The organism is Larkinella sp. C7 (assembly GCF_006149005.1).
Taxonomy (GTDB): Bacteria; Bacteroidota; Bacteroidia; order Cytophagales; family Spirosomataceae; genus Larkinella.
In genome coordinates this window covers 78,545-104,258 of record NZ_VBSL01000001.1, presented here as the reverse complement: position 1 = coordinate 104,258, position 25,714 = coordinate 78,545, and the positions used below count along the sequence as shown (strand labels likewise).

General features: G+C 53.4%; 21 protein-coding genes. 6 read left to right on the top strand and 15 right to left on the bottom strand.

All coding sequences use genetic code 11. The features are described 5' to 3' along the window. Nucleotides 1-16: 16 nt before the first annotated feature. On the bottom strand, nucleotides 17-1,378 hold the full coding sequence (locus FH871_RS00425) for a histidine kinase (protein WP_229316891.1): 1,362 nt from the start codon (nucleotides 1,376-1,378) through the stop codon (nucleotides 17-19). A 408-nt stretch (nucleotides 1,379-1,786) separates the two neighbouring features. On the opposite strand from FH871_RS00425, the gene FH871_RS00420 reads away from it, so the two are divergent. After that, on the top strand, nucleotides 1,787-2,737 hold the full coding sequence (locus FH871_RS00420; protein ID WP_138989380.1) for an NmrA/HSCARG family protein: 951 nt from the start codon (nucleotides 1,787-1,789) through the stop codon (nucleotides 2,735-2,737). A 30-nt stretch (nucleotides 2,738-2,767) separates the two neighbouring features. Here the strand turns inward: FH871_RS00420 and FH871_RS00415 are convergent, their stop codons facing one another. From FH871_RS00415 to FH871_RS00405, 3 genes are all read right to left on the bottom strand, one after another. After that, on the bottom strand, nucleotides 2,768-3,052 hold the full coding sequence (locus FH871_RS00415) for an iron-containing alcohol dehydrogenase (RefSeq protein ID WP_138989379.1): 285 nt from the start codon (nucleotides 3,050-3,052) through the stop codon (nucleotides 2,768-2,770). A gap of 103 nt (nucleotides 3,053-3,155) precedes the next feature. Then, nucleotides 3,156-4,622 carry an MFS transporter gene (locus FH871_RS00410; RefSeq protein ID WP_229316890.1) on the bottom strand — a complete coding sequence of 489 codons (1,467 nt, stop codon included), beginning with the start codon at nucleotides 4,620-4,622 and terminating at the stop codon, nucleotides 3,156-3,158. 194 nt (nucleotides 4,623-4,816) lie between these two features. Continuing rightward, nucleotides 4,817-5,554, bottom strand: coding sequence for a class I SAM-dependent methyltransferase (locus tag FH871_RS00405; RefSeq protein WP_138989378.1), 738 nt, complete (start codon nucleotides 5,552-5,554; stop codon nucleotides 4,817-4,819). Between the two features lie 84 nt (nucleotides 5,555-5,638). Between FH871_RS00405 and FH871_RS00400 the strand changes: the two genes are divergently transcribed. Next, nucleotides 5,639-6,061, top strand: coding sequence for a phage holin family protein (locus tag FH871_RS00400; RefSeq protein WP_138989377.1), 423 nt, complete (start codon nucleotides 5,639-5,641; stop codon nucleotides 6,059-6,061). A 120-nt stretch (nucleotides 6,062-6,181) separates the two neighbouring features. On the opposite strand, the gene FH871_RS00395 is transcribed toward FH871_RS00400, so the two are convergent. From FH871_RS00395 to FH871_RS00375, 5 genes are all read right to left on the bottom strand, one after another. Beyond that, complete coding sequence (locus tag FH871_RS00395) at nucleotides 6,182-6,601, bottom strand: organic hydroperoxide resistance protein (RefSeq protein ID WP_138989376.1); 420 nt, start codon at nucleotides 6,599-6,601, stop codon at nucleotides 6,182-6,184. Nucleotides 6,602-6,691: 90 nt separating this feature from the next. Further along, the gene (locus FH871_RS00390; RefSeq protein WP_138989375.1) at nucleotides 6,692-7,531 is read right to left on the bottom strand and encodes a DUF4097 family beta strand repeat-containing protein; all 840 of its coding nucleotides are present in this window, start codon (nucleotides 7,529-7,531) and stop codon (nucleotides 6,692-6,694) included. Nucleotides 7,532-7,589: 58 nt separating this feature from the next. Next, the gene (locus tag FH871_RS00385) at nucleotides 7,590-8,459 is read right to left on the bottom strand and encodes a DUF4097 domain-containing protein (RefSeq protein ID WP_138989374.1); all 870 of its coding nucleotides are present in this window, start codon (nucleotides 8,457-8,459) and stop codon (nucleotides 7,590-7,592) included. Between the two features lie 142 nt (nucleotides 8,460-8,601). Continuing rightward, nucleotides 8,602-9,417: a HEAT repeat domain-containing protein gene (locus FH871_RS00380; RefSeq protein ID WP_138989373.1), complete on the bottom strand. Its 816-nt coding sequence runs from the start codon at nucleotides 9,415-9,417 to the stop codon at nucleotides 8,602-8,604. A gap of 41 nt (nucleotides 9,418-9,458) precedes the next feature. Beyond that, nucleotides 9,459-9,977: an RNA polymerase sigma factor gene (locus FH871_RS00375; protein WP_138990201.1), complete on the bottom strand. Its 519-nt coding sequence runs from the start codon at nucleotides 9,975-9,977 to the stop codon at nucleotides 9,459-9,461. 137 nt (nucleotides 9,978-10,114) lie between these two features. Between FH871_RS00375 and moaA the strand changes: the two genes are divergently transcribed. Beyond that, nucleotides 10,115-11,095 (top strand): GTP 3',8-cyclase MoaA, encoded by a 981-nt coding sequence (moaA, locus tag FH871_RS00370; RefSeq protein WP_138989372.1) that lies wholly within the window; start codon nucleotides 10,115-10,117, stop codon nucleotides 11,093-11,095. 190 nt (nucleotides 11,096-11,285) lie between these two features. Next, a complete protein-coding gene (locus FH871_RS00365) occupies nucleotides 11,286-13,706 on the top strand; it encodes an ABC transporter permease (RefSeq protein WP_138989371.1) in 2,421 nt (806 codons plus the stop codon). 126 nt (nucleotides 13,707-13,832) lie between these two features. Here FH871_RS00365 and FH871_RS00360 read toward each other — a convergent pair whose 3' ends face one another. From FH871_RS00360 to FH871_RS00335, 6 genes are all read right to left on the bottom strand, one after another. Next, nucleotides 13,833-15,413 carry a Na+/H+ antiporter gene (locus tag FH871_RS00360; RefSeq protein WP_138989370.1) on the bottom strand — a complete coding sequence of 527 codons (1,581 nt, stop codon included), beginning with the start codon at nucleotides 15,411-15,413 and terminating at the stop codon, nucleotides 13,833-13,835. A 169-nt stretch (nucleotides 15,414-15,582) separates the two neighbouring features. Beyond that, on the bottom strand, nucleotides 15,583-16,413 hold the full coding sequence (locus FH871_RS00355) for a helix-turn-helix domain-containing protein (RefSeq protein ID WP_138989369.1): 831 nt from the start codon (nucleotides 16,411-16,413) through the stop codon (nucleotides 15,583-15,585). An 86-nt stretch (nucleotides 16,414-16,499) separates the two neighbouring features. Next, nucleotides 16,500-17,069, bottom strand: a complete 570-nt coding sequence (locus tag FH871_RS00350; RefSeq protein WP_138989368.1) for a type 1 glutamine amidotransferase domain-containing protein — start codon at nucleotides 17,067-17,069, stop codon at nucleotides 16,500-16,502. Nucleotides 17,070-17,122: 53 nt separating this feature from the next. Next, the gene (locus FH871_RS00345; protein ID WP_138989367.1) at nucleotides 17,123-18,616 is read right to left on the bottom strand and encodes a serine hydrolase; all 1,494 of its coding nucleotides are present in this window, start codon (nucleotides 18,614-18,616) and stop codon (nucleotides 17,123-17,125) included. Continuing rightward, nucleotides 18,616-19,689 carry a class A beta-lactamase gene (bla, locus tag FH871_RS00340; RefSeq protein WP_229316889.1) on the bottom strand — a complete coding sequence of 358 codons (1,074 nt, stop codon included), beginning with the start codon at nucleotides 19,687-19,689 and terminating at the stop codon, nucleotides 18,616-18,618. Before bla ends, FH871_RS00345 begins: the two co-directional genes overlap by 1 nt. Nucleotides 19,690-19,703: 14 nt before the next feature. Beyond that, nucleotides 19,704-20,915 (bottom strand): cystathionine gamma-synthase family protein, encoded by a 1,212-nt coding sequence (locus tag FH871_RS00335; RefSeq protein WP_138989366.1) that lies wholly within the window; start codon nucleotides 20,913-20,915, stop codon nucleotides 19,704-19,706. A 120-nt stretch (nucleotides 20,916-21,035) separates the two neighbouring features. On the opposite strand from FH871_RS00335, the gene FH871_RS00330 reads away from it, so the two are divergent. Then, nucleotides 21,036-24,158 (top strand): SusC/RagA family TonB-linked outer membrane protein, encoded by a 3,123-nt coding sequence (locus tag FH871_RS00330; RefSeq protein WP_138989365.1) that lies wholly within the window; start codon nucleotides 21,036-21,038, stop codon nucleotides 24,156-24,158. Between the two features lie 24 nt (nucleotides 24,159-24,182). Beyond that, nucleotides 24,183-25,598, top strand: a complete 1,416-nt coding sequence (locus tag FH871_RS00325; RefSeq protein WP_138989364.1) for a SusD/RagB family nutrient-binding outer membrane lipoprotein — start codon at nucleotides 24,183-24,185, stop codon at nucleotides 25,596-25,598. Nucleotides 25,599-25,714 lie beyond the last annotated feature (116 nt).

Sequence of the window (25,714 nt, the reverse complement as noted above, 5' to 3'; positions counted from 1 at the left end):
AGGAAAAGCGCGAAGCTCAGGGCCGAACCGGCTGAACGGTTTCCGTAATGGGATTAATCAGAGGAATCCGAACGGTAAATGTGTTTTCGGCGTCACTGACCTCGGGCGTAGACTGGTTGAGTTTCTGGTACTGCGCCAGAATGGTCGAAAGGCCGACCCCGTTGGAAAGAACCGACGTCCGTTTGCGCTGGAGGTTGTTTTTCAGCACCAGATATCCCGACTCATCCGTGAGAATGTCGATTCGCAACGGCTTTGTAACCAGAATCACATTGTGCTTGACGGCGTTCTCGACCAGCAACTGAAGCGTCAGCGAGGGCAGCAGCCACGACGAGTAGGCCGGATCAATCTGTACGGCTACCGTCAAGCCCGCACCGTACCGGGTTTTAAGCAAGTGGGCATACGACCGAATGAAACCGAGTTCACTTTCCAGCGTCGTCAGGGATTGCTCATTGGCTTTCAGCAGATACCGGTACACCTGACTCAACTGGTCGACAAACTGACTGGCCCGCTGCGGTTGCTCGTCGATCAGCGACGACAGTGAGTTGAGGCTGTTGAACAAAAAATGGGGGTTTACCTGCGCCTGCAACGCCCGAAGCTGAACATCGGTTTTTTCCTGCTCCAGCCGCCGAACGGCCAGTTCAGTTTCCAGCCGTTGCTGAATCAGTTGCTCGGCCCGGCGCGTTTGCTCGACGGCTTCGGCCACGGCTAGCTGCCGCTGGCGAAACACCAGACACAGCGAAAAACAAAGCAGTTGCAGGATACGGCTGGCCCCCAGAATCCGGATGTGTACCTGAACATCAGCGGGGGCCGTTGACAGCGGCAAGGGATAACCGGTATAATAAAACAGGTTGTTGCCCTCGTTGACCAGCAGCATGACACTGCCGATAATGAAAAGACCGCCCACCGCATCGCGCCGGCGAGACGCAATCCAGGCACCCACCAGGCTGGTACTCATTAGTAAACCGAAGTAAATGATCGTCAAAAACCGCCCCGGTGGCGACACGTGCCAGTGTTCATCCAGCAACATCATACCGACTTCCACCACCAGAAATACTCCCAGCCCGAGTTGCCCCCACCGCAGCCCGCGCGTTGGCCGGAGCGGAGCCTGCATCCTATTGAAAAGACCATACACCAGCCCCAGATAAAGGATGCGGCTCAGGCCATGCTCGGCCACATAAACCGCCATGTTTTGCGATTCGCTCAGGGGAATGTCTTCGCCGGAGAGTCGGTTGAAGACCGAATGGGAGAACCAGATCAGGGTTTGCAGGGTAAACAGACCGTAGACCCAGTCCCGGAAAAAACTCCACTGAACGGCATTCAGGATCAGGATGGACCCCACCGAACCCAGGTAAATAAACAGTACTGCCTCGCCGGACATACAAAAATAAAGAAGGAAAGACGCTCGTCGTCACGAAGATACGGATTGATTCAACTCAACCGAAAGTTCACGGACTGTTTCCGAACGGGTCGAGTAGGGGTGAAGCCGGTTTGTATTTGGATTAAACGGCGGTACTGATAAAGCTTGTGCCACTGATCGGTTTTCCCGGTGGGCGTAAACAGCCGGAAAACAACATCTTCGTTTTCGGTCGCCACCGTAAAGGGTTGGCCCAACATTTCAAACCGGCACCAGTACAGGTTGGCGTGGTAGCCTTTGAATTCTTTGCCGGCCGGTGGCGCAAAATAGGTGCCGTTGTTGACAACGTATCTACTATTGTCCTAACTTGGGGGCTCTGTTCCATTCGGTACGGAACGTTCTGTTTTTTAACGCCTAAACTCAAAAATACTCATGTCCGAGAAAAAGATTATTGCCATTTTCGGCGCTACCGGTGCCCAGGGGGGCGGACTTGCCAGAGCCATTCTCCATGATAAAAACAGTGAGTTTGCCGTCCGGGCCATTACGCGGGACACCAGCTCGGATAAAGCGAAGGAACTGGCTCAGTTGGGAGCCGAGGTGGTTGTGGCTGACATTGATGATGAGCAAAGCCTGCGCCAGGCCCTGGAGGGAGCCTATGGAGCCTTTTTTGTAACCTTTTTCTGGGCGCATTTTTCGCCGGAGCGGGAATACAATGAAGCACGCAGCATGGCCCAGGCGGCTAAACAGGCCGGGCTGAAGCACGTGATCTGGTCGACGCTGGAAGATACCCGCGAGTGGATTCCCCTGGACGATGACCGGATGCCAACCCTTCAAGGCAAATACAAAGTGCCGCATTTTGATGCGAAAGGCGAAGCCGACCAATTCTTTACCGACTTAGGCGTACCGACTACTTTCCTCCGGGCTTCTTTTTATTGGGAAAACTTCATCTATTTCGGAGCCGGTCCTAAAAAGGGGCCAGATAACAGGCTGTACCTGACCTTGCCGATGGCCGACAAGAAGATGGCCGGTGTGGCTTCCGAAGATATTGGCAAAACCGCTTACGCCATCTTCAAGGGAGGTACGGCATTCGTTGGGAAGACCATTGGGGTGGCGGGAGATCAACTGACGGGTCAGGAAATGGCTGCGAAACTCTCCAAAGCGATTGGGCAGGAGGTCATCTACAACTACGTAACGCCGGAGGTATACCGGGGCTTTGGCTTTCCGGGGGCCGATGATATGGGCAACATGTTCCAGTTCTACCGTGATTTTGACGACGTTTGCAACCAGGTTCGGGATGTAACCTACTCCCGGGAGTTGAACCCCGAATTACAGTCGTTTGATGCCTGGCTGGAGCAAAACGCCGGGCGTATTCCGCTGGACTAATGGCCCGGCGGAGAAGACCGGCTTTCGTTGCTATTTTGTGTTACTCAAACAGCAGTCGATGTTCTTTTTATTCCATAACCCGATGACAATCTGTTGATTGTCTTTCAAAGGCACACCCTTGCCAAGCATAGTTTGATAACCAGCTTTGGCCAGCGTCTGCTTCAATTTTTCGACCCCAAAGGTGATCCGGGCATGGGCCGAAACCGGCGTAACGATGGTGACTTTTTTACCGGTTTCCTGCGCAATGACTGATGCGGTGCCTGGGAAGAAGAAGAGAACAGGGGAAAGAAAATGTTTGGCGTAGCGGTGGTTCATACAGCAGGACTTGGGAACAGTACAAATTTACCCTGTCTGTATACCGGTAATCGCCAGCATTTTCTCCAAAAAATATACAATGTTAACCTGGGCGGATGCGTTCTCAAGGCTTCGAAATCGTATTTTCCAGTTGAACCGGATTGGAAACGGGCGGAGTCGTCCTGCCACGCGTGAAGGAAATGAGCGCACCCGTCAGTACTAAACCGCTCATCGTCAGGTAGGCGTAATGCATTCCGAGCAGTTGGGCCGCCGTCGATTCGGGGGAGGCATCGTTGGCCAGCGCCCAGCGGTTGCGGGTGCTGTACCAAACGGCGGCAGCGATGGCAATACCAACAACAAATCCCAGGTTGCGCATGAAGGCAATCATGCTGCTGGCAATGCCACGCTGGGCGACGGGTGCCGCGTTGAGGGCGCTGCTGCTGTTGGGTGACTGAAAAAGGCCAAAACCCAGACTCACCAGCGAACTCCGCCAGATAACATCCTGCCAGGTCCAGTCGACGGCCAGAAATGAAAACGCAATATAACCGCCCGCCGTGATCAGTAACCCGAAACTGGACAACCAGCGCGTGCTGATCCGGCTGGAAAGATACCCGCCCAGCGGAGCCACCAGGCTGAGGGTCAAAGGACCCGCCAGCAAAATCAGCCCGGCGCGTTCGGGAGGTAGTCCCAGGAGTTGTTGCAGGAAAAAAGGAATGACAAACAGATTGCCGCCCGACGCCAGAAAACCGCAAAAGGCTGCGAGAATGGCGGCTGTGTAGGGCCGGATGCGGAACAGACTCAGTTGCAGCATCGGCTCCCGCACCCGCATTTCCCAAAGCAGAAACAACACCAGCAAAACCGTGCCGATTGACAGGAGCGTGACCACGAGCGGATGATCCCAGCCATAGAGCGGTTCCGGCCCGAAATCCAGACCGGTGAGCAGGGAGATGACGCCGAACAGAAACAGCCCCGCGCCCACCAGATCGAACCGTTGACCGGTCACCTTCGGGCTTTCCGGCAGGATGGTCCACGCCCGCCAGATGGCCAGTAAACCGATCGGTACGTTCACAAAGAAAATGCTCGACCAGCCGAATTTACCCAGCAGAAAACCGCCGATGACCGGCCCCGCACTGGACCCGGCGGCCACAATGGAACCCATCAGCCCCATTGCCTGACCGCGTTCCTGCGGAGCAAAGGTGTCGCCGATGATGGCCGGGCCGACAGCGAAAATCATGGATGCTCCCAGTCCCTGAACCACCCGAAACCCCACCAGCGACCACAGGTTCCAGGCCAGCCCGCAAAGCAGAGAGCCCAGCACAAACACGCAAAAACCGGTGATGTAAAGCGTTCGCCGGCCCACCCAGTCGGACAGTTTTCCCATGATGAGCAGCGTGCTGGTGGTGGTCAGGAGGTAACAAAGCACGATCCACTCGACGCTGTCGCCCGCGCCCAGTTCCCGCCGGATGGTGGGCAGGGCAATGTTTACGATGCTGCTGTCGAGCGTCGACATGAACGTTCCGAACATGATCGTGCCCAGAATAATCCATTTATTGGGAGAAGAAGATGAAACCGCAGGCGTTGTTGATGACACAGGAAAACCAGATTACTTCGAAGGAGTAACGGGTTGTAGAGACGGGTTGTTTGAATGAGGTATCGAAAGGATTACTTCATCTCTTTTTGAAAATGATTAATAATAAATGATGAATATTAAATGTAAAAGTGCTGGACTGGCAAGGTTTTTACATTTAATATTCATCATTTATTATTTGTCATTCTTTAATGGCTTTACTTCTGAAATATCATCACGTGTTGCTGGGGCAGTTTGGTATAGACGCTTTTCAGCCGCAAGCCGACGGTTTTCATTTCCTTCGTGGCCTGGGCGATGCTCATTTTGTGGTGGGGTTTAATGGGCACGTTCGGGTCTTCGGCGCGGTATTCGACCAGCACCACACGGCCACCCGGTTTGAGCGCCCGGACGATGTTCGTCATCATTTCGCGGGGGTGCGAAAACTCGTGGTAGGCGTCGATCATCAGCGCCATATCGATGCCGTTGGCGGGGAGTTTAGGGTCTGTAATCGTTCCTAAAACCGGCTCGACGTTGGTAATTCCTTTCTTCTTTTTGGTGGTGTTCAGGTCGTTGATCATTTCATTTTCAATGTCGACCGCCAGGATTTTGCCTTTGGGAACTTTCGGCGCCATCAGAAAGGTAAAGTACCCGGTTCCGGCTCCCACATCGGCGACGACATCGGTCGGTTTCAGGTTCAGGGCGTCCAGCAACAGATCGGTGCGTTCTTCCTGTTCGCGCTCCGGGCGTTCGAGCCAGGCGGCTCCCAAATGGCCCATGACCTGCGAAATTTCCCGACCCAGGTAGGTTTTTCCGATGCCGTCGTAAGCTGCTTTTCGGTACTGATACACCCCTTTGGGCGAATCGGTAGTCGAAGCGGGTTGCTGACCAAAAGCAAATACGCAAAGGGAAGTTGTGAACAGAAGGAATAGGCTGATGGATCGGAATGGGTTTCTCATGGCGGGCAGGAAAATTACGTTACGGTTTGAACAAGCGGCAAAAGAAAGTGTTTAGAGTTTATTTTCAACTTTTCGCACATTCGTATGAATCTGATTTTGCACTTGTTACTCGATGCCGCCGTGATTTTCGGATTGGCTTACATCATGCCCCAAGTGGATGTAAAAAGCTTCGGCACTGCCCTGCTGATAGCGGTTATCCTGGCCGCGCTCAATTTCCTGGTCGGCTGGATCATTCGCTTTCCGCTCAACCTGGTGACGCTCTTTTTCTTAACCGGCATTGTGCGGATTGTGGTAACGGCCATTCTGCTGAAGCTGATCGATAAAATGATGGGTAGTTTCACCATTGTCGGGTTCTGGCCGGCGCTGGTGATTGCGGTTTCCGTCGCCATTGCCGGTGCCATTGTCGACGGTGCGCTGGCTCCCTCCGAAGCGGTTGTGGAAGAGCGCCAGCGGGAAGCGGTGTTGCTGACACCTGGTGCGGAATTCGCTTATGCTTTTAAACGATAAGAAAGCGCTTTAGAAAGGAATGATAACTATCGAATGTCGAATGATCAATGTAAAAGTGTCGGATTGGCAAAAATTTTACATTGATCATTCGACATTCGATAGTTAAAATTCTTCAGAAAGTTAATCTACAATTTTCAAATCGACCTGAATATTCCCGCGGGTGGCATTGGAATAGGGGCAGACCTGATGTGCTTTTTCAACCAATTCTTCCGCTTTGGAACGCTCTACGCCCGGAATCTGAACTTCCAGCACAACGGCTAGTCCAAATCCGCCGTCTTCATTTTTTCCGATACTGACCTGAGCCGTGACGCTGGTCTGACCCGCTTCAACTTTCTGCGTGCGGATGATTAAACTCAGCGCACTATCGAAACAGGCCGCATACCCGGCGGCAAACAAGGTTTCCGGGTTGAGGTAGGTGCCGCTCGGCCCACCCATTTCTTTCGGTACGCGGACATCGACTTCCAATGCTCCATCGTGTGATTTTACGTGGCCGTTGCGGCCTCCGGTTGCGGTGGCTTTCGCCGTATACAGTTTGTCCATGCTAAAAAATAAGTCACCGCCGGGGTTCGGCGGTGACAAAATAGGTTTTCAAGACAACTGGCTTCGGGTCGAAATGGTTGCAGAAACGGTTTATTTCGCTTTCCGGATGTAGATGTTGCCGTGCATGTTTTTCATCATCACCTCGCGGCCCCCGCCGTTCACTTTCCCCTGAACCCAGTCGTCGATGCTCACTTTGTACATGCCGTCTTTGCTGCTTCGGCTGGCTTTGGGCTGGCTTTTGTCCACGTCCACATCGAAGTCGCTGAAGATTTCGCCCCGGTCGGATTTGAGCTTTACATCAAATTTGGCATTGGCCGGAAAGGTGACGTCAACATTGCCGTTGAGGGTGGAAAAGGCCATGGGAACGTCTGACGTGACTCCGCGAAAAACCGCTTTCAGGTTCCCATTGACCGTATTGGCCACGGCAGAACCGGTAATGTTTGTCAATTGAATGGGTCCGTTGACATTATTGACCTCCAGTTCGCCGTTGACATTCTCAATGACAATATCACCATGATTGATCGTGCTGACTTTGAGCGAAAACTGCTGGGGAACTTTGATGTTCAGCGTAACGGCCCGTTTGACGGTTCCAGAACTTAACTCAATTTTATTATTTTTCTCCGTAGCGCTTAAATCGAGCCCACCCCGGGTCGAAATCCGCTTCATGCCGTTGGCGAGTTCGTCGGGTTTTTCTTCTTTCTTCCTGCCGGTATTCGCTTCTGCCACGGCGTCCACCACGACTTCTTTTCCGGCATACCCAACGACGTGAATGGAGCCGTTGATGATGCCAACGTGCAGGGAACCCGGTTTGTTGGGGTCGGTCAGCGGTATGGTGAGTTGTTCCTTGATGTCACTTTGGGCCAGCAGTGGTTGGATTTCTGCTAAGGAAACAAGCATAAACAGGGCGACCAGAATGCGATTCGTTTTCATATTTTTCAGATTGTTTTACTGGAATAGAGAGCTGAGACAAGCGAAGAAAGACCTGTCGTTACGATTGTTTTTTGATGTATACATTGCCGTTGAACGTCTCGAACTGGAGCGTTTTGCCGCCGTTTCCGATTCGGATGGACGTATCCTTGTTGAGCTTGTAAACCGTCCCATCCCCCCGCTTTTCCTGTGTTTTGGTCACTTTGACGGGCAGGATTTCGGCATTGGGAAAATCGGTGTAGAAGTCGCCCTGAAAACTTTTGAAGCTCAGGTCAGCGGACAAACTGGCCGGATAACTGATCTTGATGTCGCCGTTCAACGTGTAATACTTCGATTTCTCGGGCGGACTGACCAGGTAATTGGCTTCCACATTGCCATTGATCGTCCGGGCGTCGGTGGCTCCTTTGATGTTGGTTAATGTAACGGCTCCGTTGACGTTGTGGGCAAATAAAGAACCGCTGACGTCTTTCACCGTTACATCGCCACCGTTCACCGTCGATACGTGCAGGTTCATGGAGTAGGGGACTTTTACGGTAAAATTGAGGTCGTATTTGTAATCGATCCGCCGGTGGTTGGTGCCATCTTTCCAGTTGTTTCGGTTGGGACGCGAATCATAGGGCTGGGCAATGTAGGCAATGACGCTGTCGGCATCCTGATCGAACTGGAGCAGGAATTCTTTCTTGCCCTGTTCCAGTAACTCACTGGTTTTGGCCCGAATGCTCCGGTCAACTTCCAGCACTATTTTGGTGCCTGAATAACCTTCCACCTTAATAAAACCGCTGATGTTGTAGATGGCCAGCGTGCTGCTGCCGGCGTCTTTCGACAGGGTAAATTCCTTGCTGATGTGGTCCTTAAACTCCAGGGTTTGGGCCGATGCAGCGACACAGGAAAGCCCCAGTCCCACCAGCAGGAGGGAGATAAATGGTTTCATATTGGTACAGATTATAGAGGTGAGAATATAAGAGTAAAGACGTGAGAATAAAGAGATGAGAGCAGAGCATAAAGAAGTGAGAGGGAGGAAAACGCGGATCGAGTGACAAGTCTATCCTCTCTTGTCTATCCTCTTTTCTCTTCTAGCTCAAATCCTTGATGGTCTGTTCGATTTTTACCTTGACGAAGTCGTTGAGGTTTTCCTGCCGGAGCAGTTGCCGAAGCGGTTTGAGCGATCGTTTTTCCTGGAGTTTCACCATCACGTCGGCCAGTGCGGATTGCACCAGGGGCGAATCCTGTTGGACAATCGAATGCACCAGCCCTTCCCGAACTTTGGGATCAGCCGCGAGTTGGGCCAGGGCTTCCAGCGTCACCAGCCGGACGTTTACATTCGAGTCGTTGTTGAGTGTACTCAGCAGCGCTTCGACCACCTGCGCATCCACCTGCTCGATGTCTTTGGTGTATTCCACCGCCCGAAGCCGCTCGGTAGCCGAAGCGTTTTCGAGCAGTGACAGCAAAACCGTCTGCCGCATCTGCTGCACCTGAGCACCTAAATCACTGATTTGCTGCTCGTAAACCGGTGCTTTTTTCGCACTCAGCCAGTAGCCGCCCGCCAGCCCGACCAGCACCAGCGACAGACTGTAGGCCACCCGAATGGCGAGTTCGGGCGTCAAAAACCGCCGAATCCGGCGCTGGATGCTCTTCCACGAGCGACGGCGTTTTTTAGCCTCTTCGATCTGGACCGTTTCCAGCAGGGCGTAAAACCGGGCGCGAACTTTCTCGCCGGGTTCCGGTACCGGCACGTTGCCCATCGCCAGCCAGAGCTGGCGGGTTCCGGCCAGTTCCGTCTGGCATTCCGGGCAGTGTGCCAGGTGGGCTTCAACGGCGGCCCGTTCGGTGGCCGGAAGCTGATGGCTCAACAGATCGATCAATTGTTCCTTTGCGCTTTCACAGTTCATGGTTGTATGGTTCCCGTTCGTGATCTCTAAAAATCACGGTTTTAGGCTTTTAAATACACGCGTTTCAATTCATTCATGGCCCGGTGAACACGAACCTTTACGGCTCCTTCGGTCGTGTCCAGAATCCGGGCAATTTCTTCGTATTTCAGCTCCTGAAAACGACTTAAAATCAGGACTTCACGGTTGTCGGGACTCAGTTTTCGCAGGGCATCGTGCAGGGAGGCCAGCTCCTGTTCTTTCTGCATCGATTCATCCGCCGAAGGGCCACCGCCAATTTTCTCGACAAAATCAGCCACGTCGTAATGGTGCACCGTGTGCTTGTTTTTCCGGACGTGATCGGCCAGCACATTGCGGGCCAGGTGATACATCCACGTTCGGAACTCGCCGTCGCCGGTGAACGTGTGGCGGTATTTCAGCATCCGGTAAAACACGTTCTGCACCAGATCCTCGCTCGCATCGGTCTGCCCGGTCATGTGATACAGGAAACCGAACAGGGCGCGGTGATACCGCTCGAAGAGCAGGCCCATCTTTTCCAGATTGCCGTCCTTCACCTGCAGCATGAGTGAGTTGTCCGTCAGCGATTTCAACCGGGTGTGTGTTTCGAGTTGGTCTAATTGGGTGTGGAAACTGCGGGAAGTTGGGAAGGTTACAGCCAGCAATGAAATTTTTTCGCCTTGTTTTTTGTAACTTGCTTACCATGATTTTCGATAACCATAATCGCCCCATCACCTATCTTCGTCTGGCCGTCACCGATCGCTGCAACCTGCGGTGCTTTTACTGTATGCCGGAAGAGGGCATTAAGTACCTGCCGAAGAGCCAGTTGCTGACGTATGAGGAGATGGAACGGCTGGTGCGGGTGCTGGCCCGGCTGGGCGTGTCGAAAGTCCGGATTACCGGCGGAGAACCGTTCGTCAGAAACGGGCTGATGGATTTCCTCTGGCGACTGAAAGCCACCGAAGGCATTGAAGAACTGAACATTACGACCAACGGCGTGCTGACCGAACCGCTCGTGCCGGAACTGGTGCGGCTGGGCATCGGCTCCGTCAACCTCAGCATTGACACCCTCGACCGGGAACGGTTTCGGCAAATCACCCGGCGCGACGAACTCCCTGCCGTGCGGGGAACGCTCAACGCCTTGCTGGAAAACAGGATTCCGGTGAAGCTGAATGCGGTGGTGATGGAAGGGAAGAACATTGAAGACCTGCCGCTCCTGGCCGAACTCACCCGCGACCATCCCGTGGAAGTACGATTTATCGAAGAAATGCCGTTCAATGGCGAGGGGAGCCACTACCCGGTTTTGAACTGGACGCACCGGCGCATTCTCCAGGAATTACAAACCCTTTATCCCGGCCTGGAACGCCAGCAGGATTCGCCGTTTTCGACCGCTGCCACCTACCGGATTCCCGGATATCAGGGAACCCTTGGCATCATTGCCGCCTTTACCCGCACGTTCTGCGGCACCTGCAACCGCATTCGTCTGACCGCGCAGGGAACGCTCAAAACCTGTCTGTACGACAATGGCGTGCTCGATGTTCGGGCGTTGCTCCGGGCGGGCGCAACCGACGCCGACCTGACAGCCGCTTTCCTCAAAGCCTTCGCCCACCGCCCGAAAAACGGCTTCGAAGCCGAGCACGAACGCGGTCCGGTTACGGAATCCATGTCCACCATCGGCGGTTAACCGCATCTTCTTTGTCTTCAGACCAACGGCCCGATAACCTGTCCGCATCGGGACGTTCTGTGTCCGCAATGGGACAAATTCTGTTGGTACTCCTTTTAAAAAGTGCTCCTGCGGCTTTGAAATGGGCTTTTTGACGAACTGGCATCAGATTTGACCGATCTTGTTTACCACTGCTTCAATTCTACCTGTTATGATTCGTAACTACTTCAAAATTGCCTGGCGGAATCTGGCCCGCAACCGCGCCTTTTCGGCCATCAATATTGTCGGTCTGGCGTTTGGTCTGGCGTCCTGTCTGCTCATCAGCCTGTATGTGCTGGATGAGTTGAACTTTGACCGGTATCACGAAAAAGCGGATCGGATCGTTCGCGTCATCTTCCGGGGGACGGTTCAGGGTGGAAAAATGAACGAATCGCACGTGATGCCACCAACGGCACAGGTCCTCAAGGCGGATTATCCGGAGGTGCTGGAATCCACCCGTTTGCGGCAGGCGGGGTCACCAACGGTGGTGCTGGGCGATCAGAAATATACCGGTGACCAGATGGCTTTTGCGGACGCCAATTTCTTTCAGGTTTTCACGCTGCCTTTCCGGAAAGGTGACGCCAAAACCGCCCTGGTGGAACCGAATACCGTCGTGATTTCGGAACAACTGGCGGCTAAATATTTTGGAAAAACGGACCCCATTGGCAAAACCCTCGCGTTCAAAAACGCATCTGCGGTTTTTAAAGTTACCGGGGTCATGGAGAAAATACCGGCGAATTCGCACTTTCATTTCGATCTGTTTGCTTCGATGGCTAGTTTCGAAGACGCGAAGTCGCCGTCCTGGATGATTTCGGAGTTTTTTACGTATCTGGTGCTCCCGGAGGGTTACGATTACAAACAACTGGAAGCGAAACTGCCCCAAACCGTCGAAAAATACATGGGGCCGCAGTTAAAACAAGCGATGGGCGTGAGCCTGTCCGAGTTCCGCAAGGGCGGCAACGACCTGGGCCTATACCTGCAACCGTTGATGGACATTCACCTGCATTCGGATTTTGCCTACGACCTGGGGAATAACGGTGATATCAAATACGTCTATATTTTCGGAGCCGTCGCGCTCATCATGCTGCTCATTGCCTGCATCAATTTTATGAATCTCTCGACGGCGAGTGCGTCCAAACGAGCGCGGGAGGTGGGCGTTCGGAAGGTGATGGGTTCTCAGAAGAAAGAGTTGGTCTGGCAGTTTTTGCTGGAATCGATGCTGTTGTCGTTCATTGCGCTGGTGCTGGCCGGTCTGTTTGCGTTTGCTGCGCTGCCACTGTTTAACAGCTTGTCTGGCAAGAATTTAAGCTTGCAGCTTGATGCGATTCCTACGCTGTTGCCCGGTATTTTGCTGTTCGGCCTGTTGGTTGGTGTTCTGGCGGGCAGTTACCCGGCTTTTTTCCTGGCATCGTTCAAACCGGTTGCGGTGTTGAAAGGCCGGTTTACGTCCGGCAAAAAGAGCATTGGATTACGCAGTGGGCTGGTGGTCGTCCAGTTTTTCATTTCCATCACCTTGATGATCGGCACTACGATTGTGTATCAGCAATTGAGCTACATTCAAAACAAGAAACTGGGCTACAACAAAGACCAGGTACTGATTTTACCGGACGCCTGGGCATTGGGGAAAAATCAGGAGGTGTTTCGGGACGAATTGCTCCGGGACCCGCGCGTGGCGACGGTCAGTTCGTCCGGTTATTTACCGGCGGGGCCGTCGTACAACAACAACTTTATGGTTTACCCCGATAACCAGACCACGCAGTTTGTAAAGACGCTGCGGTACGATGTCGATGTCAATTACATTCCGGCGCTGGGGATGGAGATGGCGGCAGGCCGGAATTTTTCCAGCGATTTCGGAACGGATTCGTCGGCGGTCATCATCAACGAAACCGCAGCGGCTCAGTTGGGCTGGAAGGGAAATGCCCTGAACCGGACGATCACCAATATGAACAATGAGGGCAACAAAGGCACGTATCGGGTGATTGGTGTGGTAAAAGATTTCCACTTCAAATCCTTCCACGAGCGCATTTCGCCCCTCGTGATGGTGTTGGGAAAAGGCGCCGGAACGATGATCGTGAAAATAAAAACCAAGGACGTGACCGGTTTACTGGCCAGCCTGAAAAATCAGTGGGATGTTTTCAAACCCGAACAGCCTTTTTCCTACTCGTTTCTGGACGAACGATTCAATGATACCTACAAAGCCGAGCAGAAAATTGGTCAGATTCTGGGGGTATTTGCCGGTTTGACCATTTTCGTGGCCTGTTTGGGTCTATTTGGCCTCGCTACGTTTACCGCCGAACAGCGGACCAAGGAGATTGGTGTCCGGAAAGTGCTGGGCGCGTCGATCGGCAGCATCGTCGGACTGCTTTCCAAAGACTTCCTGAAACTGGTGCTGATCGCCCTGGTGCTGGCTGCGCCGGTCGCGTGGTATGCGATGAGCCAGTGGCTTCAAAGTTTTGAGTACCAGGTGTCCATCGCATGGTGGATGTTTGTTCTGGCCGGTTTGCTGGCGATTGGGGTCGCTTTATTCACCATCAGTTTCCAATCCATCAAAGCGGCATTGATGAATCCGGTGACGAGCTTGCGGGGTGAGTAGAAATTAAATAATGGAGTAGAGGGGTGAGACAAGCGACGAAGCCGATGTTATTAATTGGCTTTGTCGCTTTGCTTCGTCAAACTGTTGCTGATTGCCAGTGTTCTAAACGGTTCTCTGAAAAATGCCTTAAATGATCCTCAACCGTTCTTCTTCCAAATCGATTTGGTAGATCTGTTGACGGATGATCGCTTCGTCGATCTTCGGGTCTTTGTTGAGCTCGGTCAGATAGTTCCGTTGGCTTTCAAGTAATTCCACAAAAATCACCTTTGTTTTTTCGTTCATCCAACTATCATCGGTGGCTTTTGACCGTTCTTCCCATTGCTTCAGGAATTTTTCCATTCCGGCGTGACCATTCAGTTCGGTTTCGTATTTATTTTTGAGAAACTGATAGACGTGTTGTTTCAGGCCCTGTTTCATCTTTTGTTTGGTCACTTCTTCGGTTTCTTCCAGTAAGCCATCAAACAATCCCGACCGCGTTATCAACAATGGGAGGGTGAGCCCCTGCACCAGCAGTGTCAGCAGGATTACAACAAAGGTGATAAACAGAATCAGATTCCGTTGGGGGAAAGCAGCGCCATTTTCCAGGGTGATGGGAATCGCCAAAGCCGCAGCCAGCGATACGACACCCCGCATACCCGTCCAACCCAGTAGCAGGGGCATCAGCCAACGCCTTCTGGTGGATCTGGCACGGGGCATTACGCCGGGACGAAAGATGTACGTAGCCAGTAGTGCCGCATACGAACTAATCATCCGGGCCGCAATTAACACGCCTGTTACCAATACACCAGAGCCAATGGCAGTGTGCAAGGGAATACCTTTGGCGCGTAGGCCTTCGACAATTTCGGGAAGTTCCAGCCCGATGATCAGAAAGACCACGCCGTTCAGGATAAACACAAAACTTTCCCAAACACTAAAACTCTGGATGCGACTGGTACTGTTTAGAAAAATAAGCCGCCTGGCCGACATAAACAAGCCCCCGCTTACGACCGCCAGAACGCCCGAGCTATGGAACTGCTCCGCCACCCAATACATAAAATAGGGTTCAATCAGCGTCAGGGCGATGTTGGATTGAACATCGAGCGGAAGGCGTTTGTGGGCCTGAACAAATACCCAGGCCAGCAGCAAGCCAATGCCCGCACCGCCCACGATCATCCATAGAAAACTTAGAGCCGCTTCCTGCCAGATGAACTGACCCGTCCCGACGGCTACCAATGCAAACCGGAAAATGATCAGTGATGAAGCATCGTTGAGCAGGCTCTCGCCTTCCAGAATAGCCGAAGTAGATTTGGGGATTTTTACAAATCTGGTGATGGCTCCGGTACTGACTGCGTCCGGTGGTGACACGATTCCCCCCAGTAAAAAGCCCAGGGCAATGGTAAATCCGGGAATGAAATGGTGAGCCACAACCGCTACCGATAATGCCGTGAAAAACACGACCAGAAAAGCAAAGCTACTAATCATACGCCACCATTTTTTCATTTCTTTGAATGAGATCGTCCAGGAGGCCTCAAACAAGAGTGGCGGCAGGAAAATAAAAAAGATGAGGTCGGGATTGATTCGAACTATTGGTAATCCCGGAATAAACCCAACGAGCAGTCCGGCAACAACCAGCAGAATCGGATACGCAATTTTTAGTTTGTTAGCCCACATGTTCAGCAGCACGATGGCAGCTATCATGGCGAGCAGAAAAGGTAAGAGGGTGTGCATTAAATCAGGCGTGTAAAGTTCAGCGATCTCTAAAATGTCATTTGCGCCTTTGTTTACGAAACAAGGAGCCATTTAAAAAATGGAAGTCAGGGCTAGGATGAGCAAAAATACCAAATCTGGTATGGAAATCAGGACCTCGACGGCCATTATCCAGCAAATCCTTTTTCCCTCAATAAAACCGCCCGGTTTTGCTGATGCAGACGTTTCCCTGCGCCAGTTGTTTCAAAAACTGCCGGGGTGTTAAACCCAGGTAATACTGAAAATCTTTGATCAGGTGGCTGTGATCGTGATACCCAAACGTCAACACCAGATCAAGCCAGTCCGGCGGTTGTGGATGCTGTTGGGTTAGAAAATTGAGGAGGTTTCGGAACCGGAGAAACCGGGTCAGTTCCTTGGCCGAATAACCCAGGTGCGATTGAAACCGCATCTGAATACGCCGGACCGAAACCTGCTGCGTTTCGGCCAGCACCTTGATCGGATCGACGACAGCGTCCCGGAAATAGGGAATGCTTTCCCGCAAAGAATCCGACGCGGCATCGGTCGGCGCAACGAACGTTACTGCATACGCATTGAGCAACTTGATTCGGTCAGCCAGTTCAGACAGGGAGGTCAGTTGTGCCCAAAGTTCCGAAAAGCAATGCTTATTGAGCAAAACATCCGGATCATGCCAGTCACCGGCTTTGAGTTCCTGCATCGATACGCCCAGGAGCCGGTAAAAACCGTCGAGCGTAAAGTTCACCACGATTAGATCGGCCCCGGCGGGCAGCTCATACGTCAGCATTTTTTGCAATGGCCCCAACACCGCAGTCTGCCGGATCACATGCTTCGCGTCGCCCAGCGAAATCGGAAGGGGTGGGCCAAAATTAAACGCCAGCAACATTTCATAATGGGGCATCAATTGCAGCGTGACCGGCTGATCGTCAGGGTCTAACCGGACGCAGTAATAGTGGCTAAAAACCGTTGCCAGGCGGTCATCGGCATCGATCAACTGGCTATTCATACCCGAAGTAAACGAATGGAAACTGTATAAAAAAGCCCGGTCCGAATAAGCGGACCGGGCAAAACGGTTTTAAAAACCGGTATTCTTTACGCGTGTTGGCCCGCGTGAGCGCCCTCGCGAATCTCTTCAATCATTTTTCGGTTGAATGCCGGGATATCATCCGGTTTCCGACTGGTGACCAGACCCTGATCGGTAACCACTTCTTCGTCGACCCAGTTGGCCCCGGCGTTGATCAGATCCGTTTTAATCGACGGATACGACGTTACCGTACGGCCCTGCAACACATCCGCTTCGATTAGCAGGATGGGCGCGTGACAGATGGCGGCTACCGGTTTGTGTTCCTCAAAAAAGTGCCGGACAAATTCGACGGCTTTTTGTTCCAGCCGCAGGTGATCGGGATTCATGACCCCGCCCGGCAGCAGCAAGGCGTCGTAGCTGTTGGCGTCGGCATCGTCCAGAATAACATCGACGGCGAACGAATCGCCCCAGTCGGTCATGGCCCAGCCTTTCACTTCACCACCCTTCGGCGCGATCAAATGCGTTTCTGCACCGGCTTCCTGTAGCGCCTTCCGGGGCTCCGTCAGTTCGACCTGTTCAAATCCGTCGGTCAGCAGAATCGCCACTTTCTTTCCCTTCAATTTTTGCTGATTTTCCATGATTACGTTGAGAATTGGTTCTGTATAGGTAACCATGAAAAAAGGAGAAGGTTTTATTCTTTCCGGAAATCCATTCCGCCGAAAACCAGCGAATCGACCAGGCCCGAAGTGCCCAGACTGAACCGGGCCAGCGCCTTGCCATACCAGGCTTTCTGGTAAGGGCCATAAAACGTATCGAAGTGCCAGTGTGCCAGCGTTGCATTCAGGGCGTTGTCGTTGATGTTGAAAACCAGTTGATTACCCGCCAGCGTCACTTCCGCTTTTCCGTAGAGCGGACTGGTATATTTTCCGGTATATTCCTTCAACGGCAACGACGGAGACGTATTGGCGACCCGTTTTTCCTGAAACGCCCGGGCGGCTTTTTTCCCTTGTTCCTTCAAGTTGCCATACAACGTTTTAAATTCTGAATTCCAGTCCCGGTTGCCACCGAGCGCGAAGAAGTCGAGGGTTTTGTACAGCAGCACATGCCGCACCTCGGCGTGGTCGTAATTTCCGTAGACGTACACGCCCAGTTTTTCGTCGGGTAACTGCCCGGTAATGGCGGTTAGTCCGCCTAAACTTCCGGTGTGAAAGTTGACTTTGTGGCCCCGGTAATCGTGCTGATACCAGCCCAGTCCGTAGGTCAACCAGTTGGGTTTCAGAATCTGCATGGTTGCGTATTCATCGTCTGGCACCATCACCTGCGGTTTAAAAATCTCCGCCCAGGTTTGTGGTTTTACCAGCCGTCCTCCGCTGTATTTGCTGCTGTCGAGCATGCAAATCACCCACTTGCTCATGTCGTCGACCGACGACCAGACCGCCCCCGCCGAACCGATTTCACTATCCGCGCCGTAGTCGATCACCCGAATGGTGTCGTTGACGTTGTAATGCGGTTTCGTCATGTTGGTGCTTTTGCTCAGGCCGCGTTTGGGCGCAGTTTGGGTCATGCCCAGCGGGTCGAAAATGCGCTCCTGCATCACCTCCGACCACTTTTTCCCGGTCAGCCGTTCGATGATCCGCCCGGCGGCTGAATACATGATGTTCTGGTAAATAAAGCCCGATCGGAGTGAATAAGACGGTTTTACATACACCATCCGCCGGAACATTTCCTGAGCCGGAATGGTCATGGCCCCCGTAAAAAAATCGGTGCTTCCAATGCCGGTATTGTGCGTCAGCAGGTCGCGCACTTTCACTTCACGCGTCAGATACGGGTCGGAGAACTGGAGTTCCGGCAGGTATTTGTAAACCGGGTCGTCCCACGACACCTTGCCTTCATCGACCAGCATACCCATCAGCGTCACCGTCATGGCTTTGGTCGTGGACGCGCAGGCGAATAAGGTTTGCGTATCGACGGGCTCGGATTTTCCCAATTCCCGGACACCGTAGCCCTTCTTGAAAAGCACCTGATTGTCTTTCACCACCGTAATGGCCAGACCGGGAACGTCCCATTCCTTGCGAACTGCTTCCACGTAGGCATCAAATTCCTGCAATTGTCTGGCCGTCGGTTTTTTCTGCGCAAAAGAAGTCAGAACGTTCAGGACGAGGGCGATGATCGCGAAGGTCTTCATTACCGAATGGATTGAACCGGCGGCTGAAACAGGAAATAATCGTAAACCGTACGGCTCAGGTGCGCAATGGTCTGCTCCCGTTCGGCTGCTGCCTGCGATGATGCGGTGATGAAAACCGCAATGACAATGTGACCCGCATCGCCCGGCAGGGTGATGATGCCCACGTCGTCGGTGGCGCTGGAATTCAGCGAGCCGGTTTTGTGGGCCACCACGGTGGCAGGGGGCAGGTAGCCCTTGATGCGCGCCAGTCCACCCCGGCAGCGTTCCATCACGGCCAGCAGCAGATCACGGCTTTCGGGTTTGAGGGCTTTGGCCTGGTAAATCTGGGTCAGCAGATTCACCATCGCTTCCGGTGTGGAGGTGTCGCGCGGGTCTTGCTCCAGTTTTAATGCCGCAGCCCGGCGGGTTTCGGGTGTCGTGGTTGCGCCGAGTTTATCATAGAATCCGACGGTCCATTGGTCGGAGGGTGGCAGGGTGACGCCCTCCAGATCCGCAATCAGTTCGACAATGGTGCGGTCGACCGACATGCCCTGAATGCCCAGCGCTTTCAGTCGCGCCCGAACGGGCTCGACGCCCCCGACCAGGTTCAGCAAAATGTCCGTCGCGGAATTGTCGCTGATCACCATCATCAGTTCCAGCAAATTTTCCACCGAAAGCTGAACGCCCGGTTTGGCGAACAGCGTTTCCAGCGTGCCACTGCCCGGATGCAGATCGGACGGTTTCAGATCGACCATCGTCCGCAGGGAGAGTTCGCCTTTTTCAATTTTGGTCAGCAATTCCACGGCAATCGCCACTTTCACGGTACTGGCCATTGGAAACCGCTCCTGAAGATTCATACTCACCTGCTTGCCGGATTCGAGGTGAACGGCGCAAAGGCCGACTTTGCCTTTCGCCAGTTTGGCGATGCGCTCCAGCTCCTGATTCAGTCGTTGCTCAACGATCGGGGAGGTTGGCTGGACGGCAGGCTCCGGTTCTTTTTTTGTTTTTTTGGACTGGCTGAAACCGGGCGCACTGACCAGGAGCATCACCCAGAATAGAAAAAGATGGATTGGGAAGGATAGCGGTTTTTTCATGAATAGAAAGTGGGTTATACAGTTCTGTCGGTCTCCAAAACCGTCTCCAGAGCCGCCAGGGCCTGGCTCAGATCGCTGATCAGATCTTCGACGTTTTCGATGCCGACCGAATACCGGATCAGGCTTTCGGGAATGCCGAGCTGGGCGCGCTGGGCTTCGGTCAATTCCACGTGACTCGTTGTGCGGGGTGGCCCGGCGAGGGTGCTGACCGATCCGAGACTGGCGGCCAGGTGGACAAATTGAAGTTTGGTCAGGAATGTTTTGACATCTTCATAATTTCCGTGAAGCGAAAAACTCATGACCCCTCCAAAACCGGCCATCTGTTCGCGGGCGATGGCGTGACCGGGATGGGTTTCGAGTCCAGGGTAAAATACATCGCTGACCTTGGGATGGGCTTTTAAAAACCGGGCAATTTTCAGGGCCGACGCGTTTTGCCGCTCGATCCGGAGTTCCAGCGTTTTCATGCCCCGCGCAATCAGGTAGGCCGGATCGGCCTGCAGGCTGGCGCCGTTGATTTCCCGAAACCGGAATACTTTTTCGACCAGTTCCTTTTTGCCGCACAGCAGCCCGCCCATCGCGTCGGAATGCCCGCCGAGGAATTTGGTGGCACTGTGAATCACTAAATCAGCACCCAGTTTCAGCGGGTTCTGGTTAATCGGGGTTGCAAAGGTATTATCGACCACCACCACCGCACCGACTTCGTGCGCTGCCGCTGCCAATCGCTTGATATCGACGACTTTTAGTGTCGGATTGGTGGGCGTTTCGAGGTACACCAGATCACAGCCTTTGGCAATTTCAGCCTCCATCGCTTCGTGATTGCCGGTTTCGCAGAGCGTCACGTTGATCTGGTAGGAGGGCAGAAAATCCAGGAAGAGCCGACTGGTGCCGCCGTACGTATCCTTGATGGAAACCACCCGTTTTCCGGGACCCAGCAGCGCAAACAGCGTATTGCTGATGGCCCCCATACCGGTGGCAAACGAGGTCGCGGCTTCGGCACTTTCCAGAATGCGGATTTTCTCTTCCAGTACGTGAACCGTCGGGTTGGTGTTCCGGCTGTAAATATGACCCTCGGTTTTGCCGGTGGCAACGTCATACCATTCGTCGAGGTCGTGATAGGCAAAAGCGACACTGTTGACAATCGGCGAGGTTGTGGCTCCTTTATAGAAACGATCGGTCTCTCCAGCCCAAACGGAGGCTGTACCTTTGTTTTGTTTAGTAAAATCCATTATTAGTTCCGTAAAGAGCAAAATATTCTACGTTGAATAGCAAAAATTGCAAAATTTTGGATAAATGTTAAACTTGCCATGAGAATAGTTTTTTAATCATTTTTTAACGTATGAGTGAATATGAAGGAATTACTACGGGGCTACCTGGGAATTGCCATGCTGTTCTGGTCGTCGGTTGCGCTGGCGCAGCAAGTGGAAGTAAGTGGTCGGGTGACGAGCGACGGAGACGTTGCCGCCTTACCGGGGGTTAACGTCTCGGTGAAAGGAACGACAACCGGAACCCTGACGGATGTGGATGGCCGCTATACCCTTCGCGTGAATGCCGGAAATACCGTGCTGGTTTTTAGCTACATCGGTTTTGAAACGCAGGAAATTAAAGTCGAAAACCGCCGGAGCATCAACGTTACACTGCGGCAGGACAGTAAAATGCTGAACGAAGTCGTCGTAACGGCATTGGGGATCAGCCGGGAGAAAAAGGCGCTGGGCTATGCCTCGCAGAGTGTCAATTCGGAAGAACTGGTGCAAAACCGGCAGCCCAACCTCGTCAATGCGTTGCAGGGCAAAGTGGCCGGGGTTACGATTTCGAGCACGGGCGGTGCGCCCGGCCAGGGAGCGCGGATTCTGATTCGGGGCATCAACTCGATCGATGTTACCCGCGACAACCAGCCGCTGTTTGTGGTCGATGGGGTTTTGTTTGACAACAGCACATCGACGGGCACCACCAATTCGGGGGCCGAACTGCGGGGGATGTCGAACCGGGCGGCAGACATCAACCCGGACGACATTGAAACGATCAACATCCTGAAAGGCGGAGCGGCTACGGCCCTCTACGGGTTGCGGGGCGCCAACGGTGTGGTGGTCATCACGACCAAATCGGGCAAAACCGGGGCGCTGAGCGTCAACTACAACAGCACGTTCGGAGTCGAAAATGTGAATAAATTTCCGGAAGTGCAGGACAAATACACCATCGGCTATTCGGGCGTTTACAATCCGCAGGACTTTTTTCCGTCGTGGGGACCCACCGTGGCCGAAGCCATCAAGATCGACCCGACGCACCCGCAGAAACTGTATAATCACTTCCGGGATGCCTACCAGACCGGGAAACAATACCAGAACAACCTGTCTTTTTCCGGCGGGAATGAAAAGATCACCTTCCTGTCGTCCATCGGTCACCTGAAACACGAAGGGGTGATTCCGTTCACGGATTTCAATAAATTGTCGGTCCGGCTCAACACCAATGTCAAATTCAGTGACAAATTCACCACCAATGCGAATTTAAACTTCATCAACTCCGGAGGGGACCGCTACAACGCCGATCGCTACAGCGAAAGCCTGAGCTACTGGTCACCCCGCTACGACGTTCGGGATTACCTCAATGCGGACGGTTCTTATAAGACCTACGGCAACGATAATCCCCTGTATGGTGCCATGACGAACAAACTGCGGGACAACGTAAACCGCCTGGTGGGTGGGTTGAATTTTGTGTATGCTCCGCTCAAGTGGTTGACGCTGAACTACCGCGTGGGGCTGGATACCTATTCGGAAGACCGCAAACGGACCGCACCCGGCCCGTCGGGCATTGCCAATGAGCGTGTTTTTGGCGACAACGCCCTGGGATTTATCTATCAATACCATACCAATTTTCGGGCCTTCACGTCGACGTTTGCCGCCAGTGCCACGACCAAGTTCGGCGAAAACCTGAACGCAACCCTGCGGGTGGGTCATGACCTTTACGACCGCCAGATCCGGAGTTTCGGGGCGGAGGGCAACGAGCTGACGGTGTATAATTACTTCAATCTGCGCAATGCCAAAACGATCACGCCCAGCCAATCGGAGGAAGATTACCGGCTGATGGGGATTTTTGGTGAATTAACGATGGATTACAAGGACTTTCTGTTCCTGACCCTGACCGGTCGGAATGACATCACGTCGTCGTTGCAGGCCCCCAACAATTCGTTCTTTTATCCGTCGGTGAGTCTGGGTTACGTGTTCTCGCAGCAGATGAAGCTGCCAACGTTCATCACGATGGGTAAACTCCGGGCTTCGTATGCCCGAATCGGGAAGGATGCGGCTCCATATTCCACCATCACCGGCTATTCGGCCTACGCCAGCCTGCCCGCCGGATCGACCGGTTTTACGCGGGGCTCGCTGCTGGGTGACCCAAACCTGCGCCCGGAATTCACGGATACCTACGAAGGCGGTCTGGAAATGAGCTTCCTGAACAACCGGCTCGGCCTGGATCTGACCTATTACCACTCGGTTAGCAAGGACCAGATTATTCAGGTCGATGTGACGTCATCGACGGGGTACGTGAAAGCCGCCATCAACTCCGGGTCGATGCGGAACAAGGGCATCGAGGTGATTCTGCGGGGAACGCCCATCCGGAAAGGCAGGCTGAACTGGGATGTCAACCTGAACTTTTCGGCCAACCGCAACAAGGTGCTGAGCCTGCGCGATGGCCTGACCGAAATCAACTACGCATCGCAGTTTGGGTATGCCAGTTCGACGGTAACCATGAAGCTGATTCCGGGATACGCCTACGGAAATCTCTACGGGCGTACCTACAAACGGTATTATGCCAATGCCGCCGACGAAGTTCCGGCGGTTTTCGACAAAGACCGGCCGGTTGTGATTGGAGCCAATGGTTTCCCGGTGATCAGCACGGCGCAGAAACTGATCGGCAATTCGCAGCCTGACTGGATCGGGGGCATCACCAATACGGTTCGGTACGGGGATTTCTCGCTGTCGGCGCTGGTCGATGCCCGCGTGGGTCAGGATCGCTACAATCAGTTGGACAACTTCTTCTCGGCCTTCGGGATTGCCAAATACACCGAGGATCGCAATGATACCAAAGTTTTTGAAGGGGTGCTGGCCGACGGAACGCCGAACACCAAAGCCGTGTGGCTGGGGCAGGGGAAAGGCCCGGATGGCGTCGACTACACCAACGGTTTTTACCGGAATGTGCACCGGGGCGTGTCGGAAAATTTTATCGAAGATGCTTCCTGGGTGCGGCTTCGCTCCGTGAGCCTTTCGTATGCGTTACCCACAACGGTGCTGAAAAATACGTTCATCAAGAATGTTCGCTTTACTGTGACAGGGAACAACCTGGCTTTGTGGACCAAATACACCGGCTACGATCCCGAAACAAGCTCGACCAACAGCGGCAGTAATGTCGATGGGTTCACCGGGTTCACGTATCCGGCCGTCCGCAGCCTCCTGTTTTCCCTGAACGTCGGTTTTTAAGCCTCATCTTTATTCCTGATTATCATGAAATTCAACCATAAAAAACTAGTTCCGCTCCTGACTTTGCTGCTCATCGGGCTGGGAGGCTGCAAGGATTATTTCGAACTGAAGGAGAATCCGAACCTGATCGGCAATCCGCCCCTGGCTTCGCTGCTGTCGACAACGACGCATAAAACCGCCCTCAATTCGCAGCGGGTCGCCAACACAACGTCCTATTTTGTGCAGTACCTCGCCAACCCCGGAACGGCGGGCTCAACGGATACCTACCAGATTACGGATTACACCGCCACCTGGGATGCGGTTTATTTTGGCATGGCCGACCTGTATGACCTCAAGAAAAAGGCGCAGGAGCAGGGCAGTTCCGAATACGTGGGTGTGGCCAATGTCATGCTGTCGTATCACCTGACGCTGATTGCCGATGTGTTCGGTGATGCACCGTTTTCCGACGCCTTTACCGGAACAACGCTGACGCCGAAGTATGACACCGCCGAAACGCTCTACACGACGGCCCTGACGCTGCTCAACGAAGGCATCACCGAACTGACCAAAACCGATTCCAAGGTGAAGCTGTCGGCTGCCAACGACGTGATTCACAAGGGTAGCACGGCAGCCTGGATTAAAACCGCCTATGCCCTGAAAGCCCGGATGCTCAACAAGGTATCGAAAACAAGCACCTACAAACCGGCCGATGTGTTGGACGCTGTTTCCAAGTCGTATGTCGCCAATGCCGATGATGCGCAGATGTCGACATTCCTGCTGCGGAATCCGTGGGCGCAGGTGGCCCGGAACAACGCGCAATTGCTGCTCGACGGCTGGCTTTCCGACCAGTTGGTCAATCACCTGAACGGCGTGACCTACGGCGTTGTCGATCCGCGAATCGAGAAGATTACGGATAAAACCGTGAACAACGACTACAAGGGAACCCGGAACGGTCAGGGCAATGTGGGTGGAAACAATACGGTAAAAGACGAAAATTACATTTCCCTGAACTCCCCGCTGACGGGCGATGCGTCTCCACTGCTGATTGCAACATTTGCCGAAATGAAGTTTGTGGAAGCCGAAGCGGCTTTCCGGGCGGGTGACAAGGCGCGGGCTTACGCGGCCTATCTGGCTGGTATTACGGCAAATATGGACAAATACGGCGTGGCTTCGACTGCCCGTGATGCGTATCTTGCCAATCCGGCGGTTGGCGTCGGCTCGGCGGCTTTAACGCTGGATCTGATTTTCAAGGAAAAATACGTAGCCACCTACCTCAACCCGGAAGCTTGGAACGACGCCCGGCGCTACGATTACAAATACAAAGGATTCCGCCTGCCGCTGAATGCCGCTCTGCCGACGTTCATCCGGAGAGCAGCCTATCCGAACGGCGAAAATTCGAAAAACGGTGCCAACGTCCCGGACGAAGTGCCGCTGTCGACCCCACTCTGGTGGGATAAGTAGGGCGTACGGTTCACGGTATTTGGTATTCGGTTTATAGTTTACGGTGGCTGACGCACACCTACAGCGCTCGTGTCAGCTACCGTAAACCGAATACCGTAAACTATAAACCGTAAACG

Coding starts and splice junctions, on each gene's coding strand:
- moaA (WP_138989372.1), top strand. CDS start 10,115: ATGATTTTCGATAACCATAATCGCCCCATCACCTATCTTCGTCTGGCC.
- FH871_RS00390 (WP_138989375.1), bottom strand. CDS start 7,531: ATGAAAACGAATCGCATTCTGGTCGCCCTGTTTATGCTTGTTTCCTTA.
- bla (WP_229316889.1), bottom strand. CDS start 19,689: ATGAAAAAACCGCTATCCTTCCCAATCCATCTTTTTCTATTCTGGGTG.
- FH871_RS00360 (WP_138989370.1), bottom strand. CDS start 15,413: ATGCACACCCTCTTACCTTTTCTGCTCGCCATGATAGCTGCCATCGTG.
- FH871_RS00365 (WP_138989371.1), top strand. CDS start 11,286: ATGATTCGTAACTACTTCAAAATTGCCTGGCGGAATCTGGCCCGCAAC.
- FH871_RS00385 (WP_138989374.1), bottom strand. CDS start 8,459: ATGAAACCATTTATCTCCCTCCTGCTGGTGGGACTGGGGCTTTCCTGT.
- FH871_RS00350 (WP_138989368.1), bottom strand. CDS start 17,069: ATGGAAAATCAGCAAAAATTGAAGGGAAAGAAAGTGGCGATTCTGCTG.
- FH871_RS00355 (WP_138989369.1), bottom strand. CDS start 16,413: ATGAATAGCCAGTTGATCGATGCCGATGACCGCCTGGCAACGGTTTTT.
- FH871_RS00420 (WP_138989380.1), top strand. CDS start 1,787: ATGTCCGAGAAAAAGATTATTGCCATTTTCGGCGCTACCGGTGCCCAG.
- FH871_RS00345 (WP_138989367.1), bottom strand. CDS start 18,616: ATGAAGACCTTCGCGATCATCGCCCTCGTCCTGAACGTTCTGACTTCT.
- FH871_RS00375 (WP_138990201.1), bottom strand. CDS start 9,977: ATGCTGCAGGTGAAGGACGGCAATCTGGAAAAGATGGGCCTGCTCTTC.
- FH871_RS00415 (WP_138989379.1), bottom strand. CDS start 3,052: ATGAACCACCGCTACGCCAAACATTTTCTTTCCCCTGTTCTCTTCTTC.
- FH871_RS00330 (WP_138989365.1), top strand. CDS start 21,036: ATGAAGGAATTACTACGGGGCTACCTGGGAATTGCCATGCTGTTCTGG.
- FH871_RS00380 (WP_138989373.1), bottom strand. CDS start 9,417: ATGAACTGTGAAAGCGCAAAGGAACAATTGATCGATCTGTTGAGCCAT.
- FH871_RS00325 (WP_138989364.1), top strand. CDS start 24,183: ATGAAATTCAACCATAAAAAACTAGTTCCGCTCCTGACTTTGCTGCTC.
- FH871_RS00400 (WP_138989377.1), top strand. CDS start 5,639: ATGAATCTGATTTTGCACTTGTTACTCGATGCCGCCGTGATTTTCGGA.
- FH871_RS00405 (WP_138989378.1), bottom strand. CDS start 5,554: ATGAGAAACCCATTCCGATCCATCAGCCTATTCCTTCTGTTCACAACT.
- FH871_RS00335 (WP_138989366.1), bottom strand. CDS start 20,915: ATGGATTTTACTAAACAAAACAAAGGTACAGCCTCCGTTTGGGCTGGA.
- FH871_RS00425 (WP_229316891.1), bottom strand. CDS start 1,378: ATGTCCGGCGAGGCAGTACTGTTTATTTACCTGGGTTCGGTGGGGTCC.
- FH871_RS00395 (WP_138989376.1), bottom strand. CDS start 6,601: ATGGACAAACTGTATACGGCGAAAGCCACCGCAACCGGAGGCCGCAAC.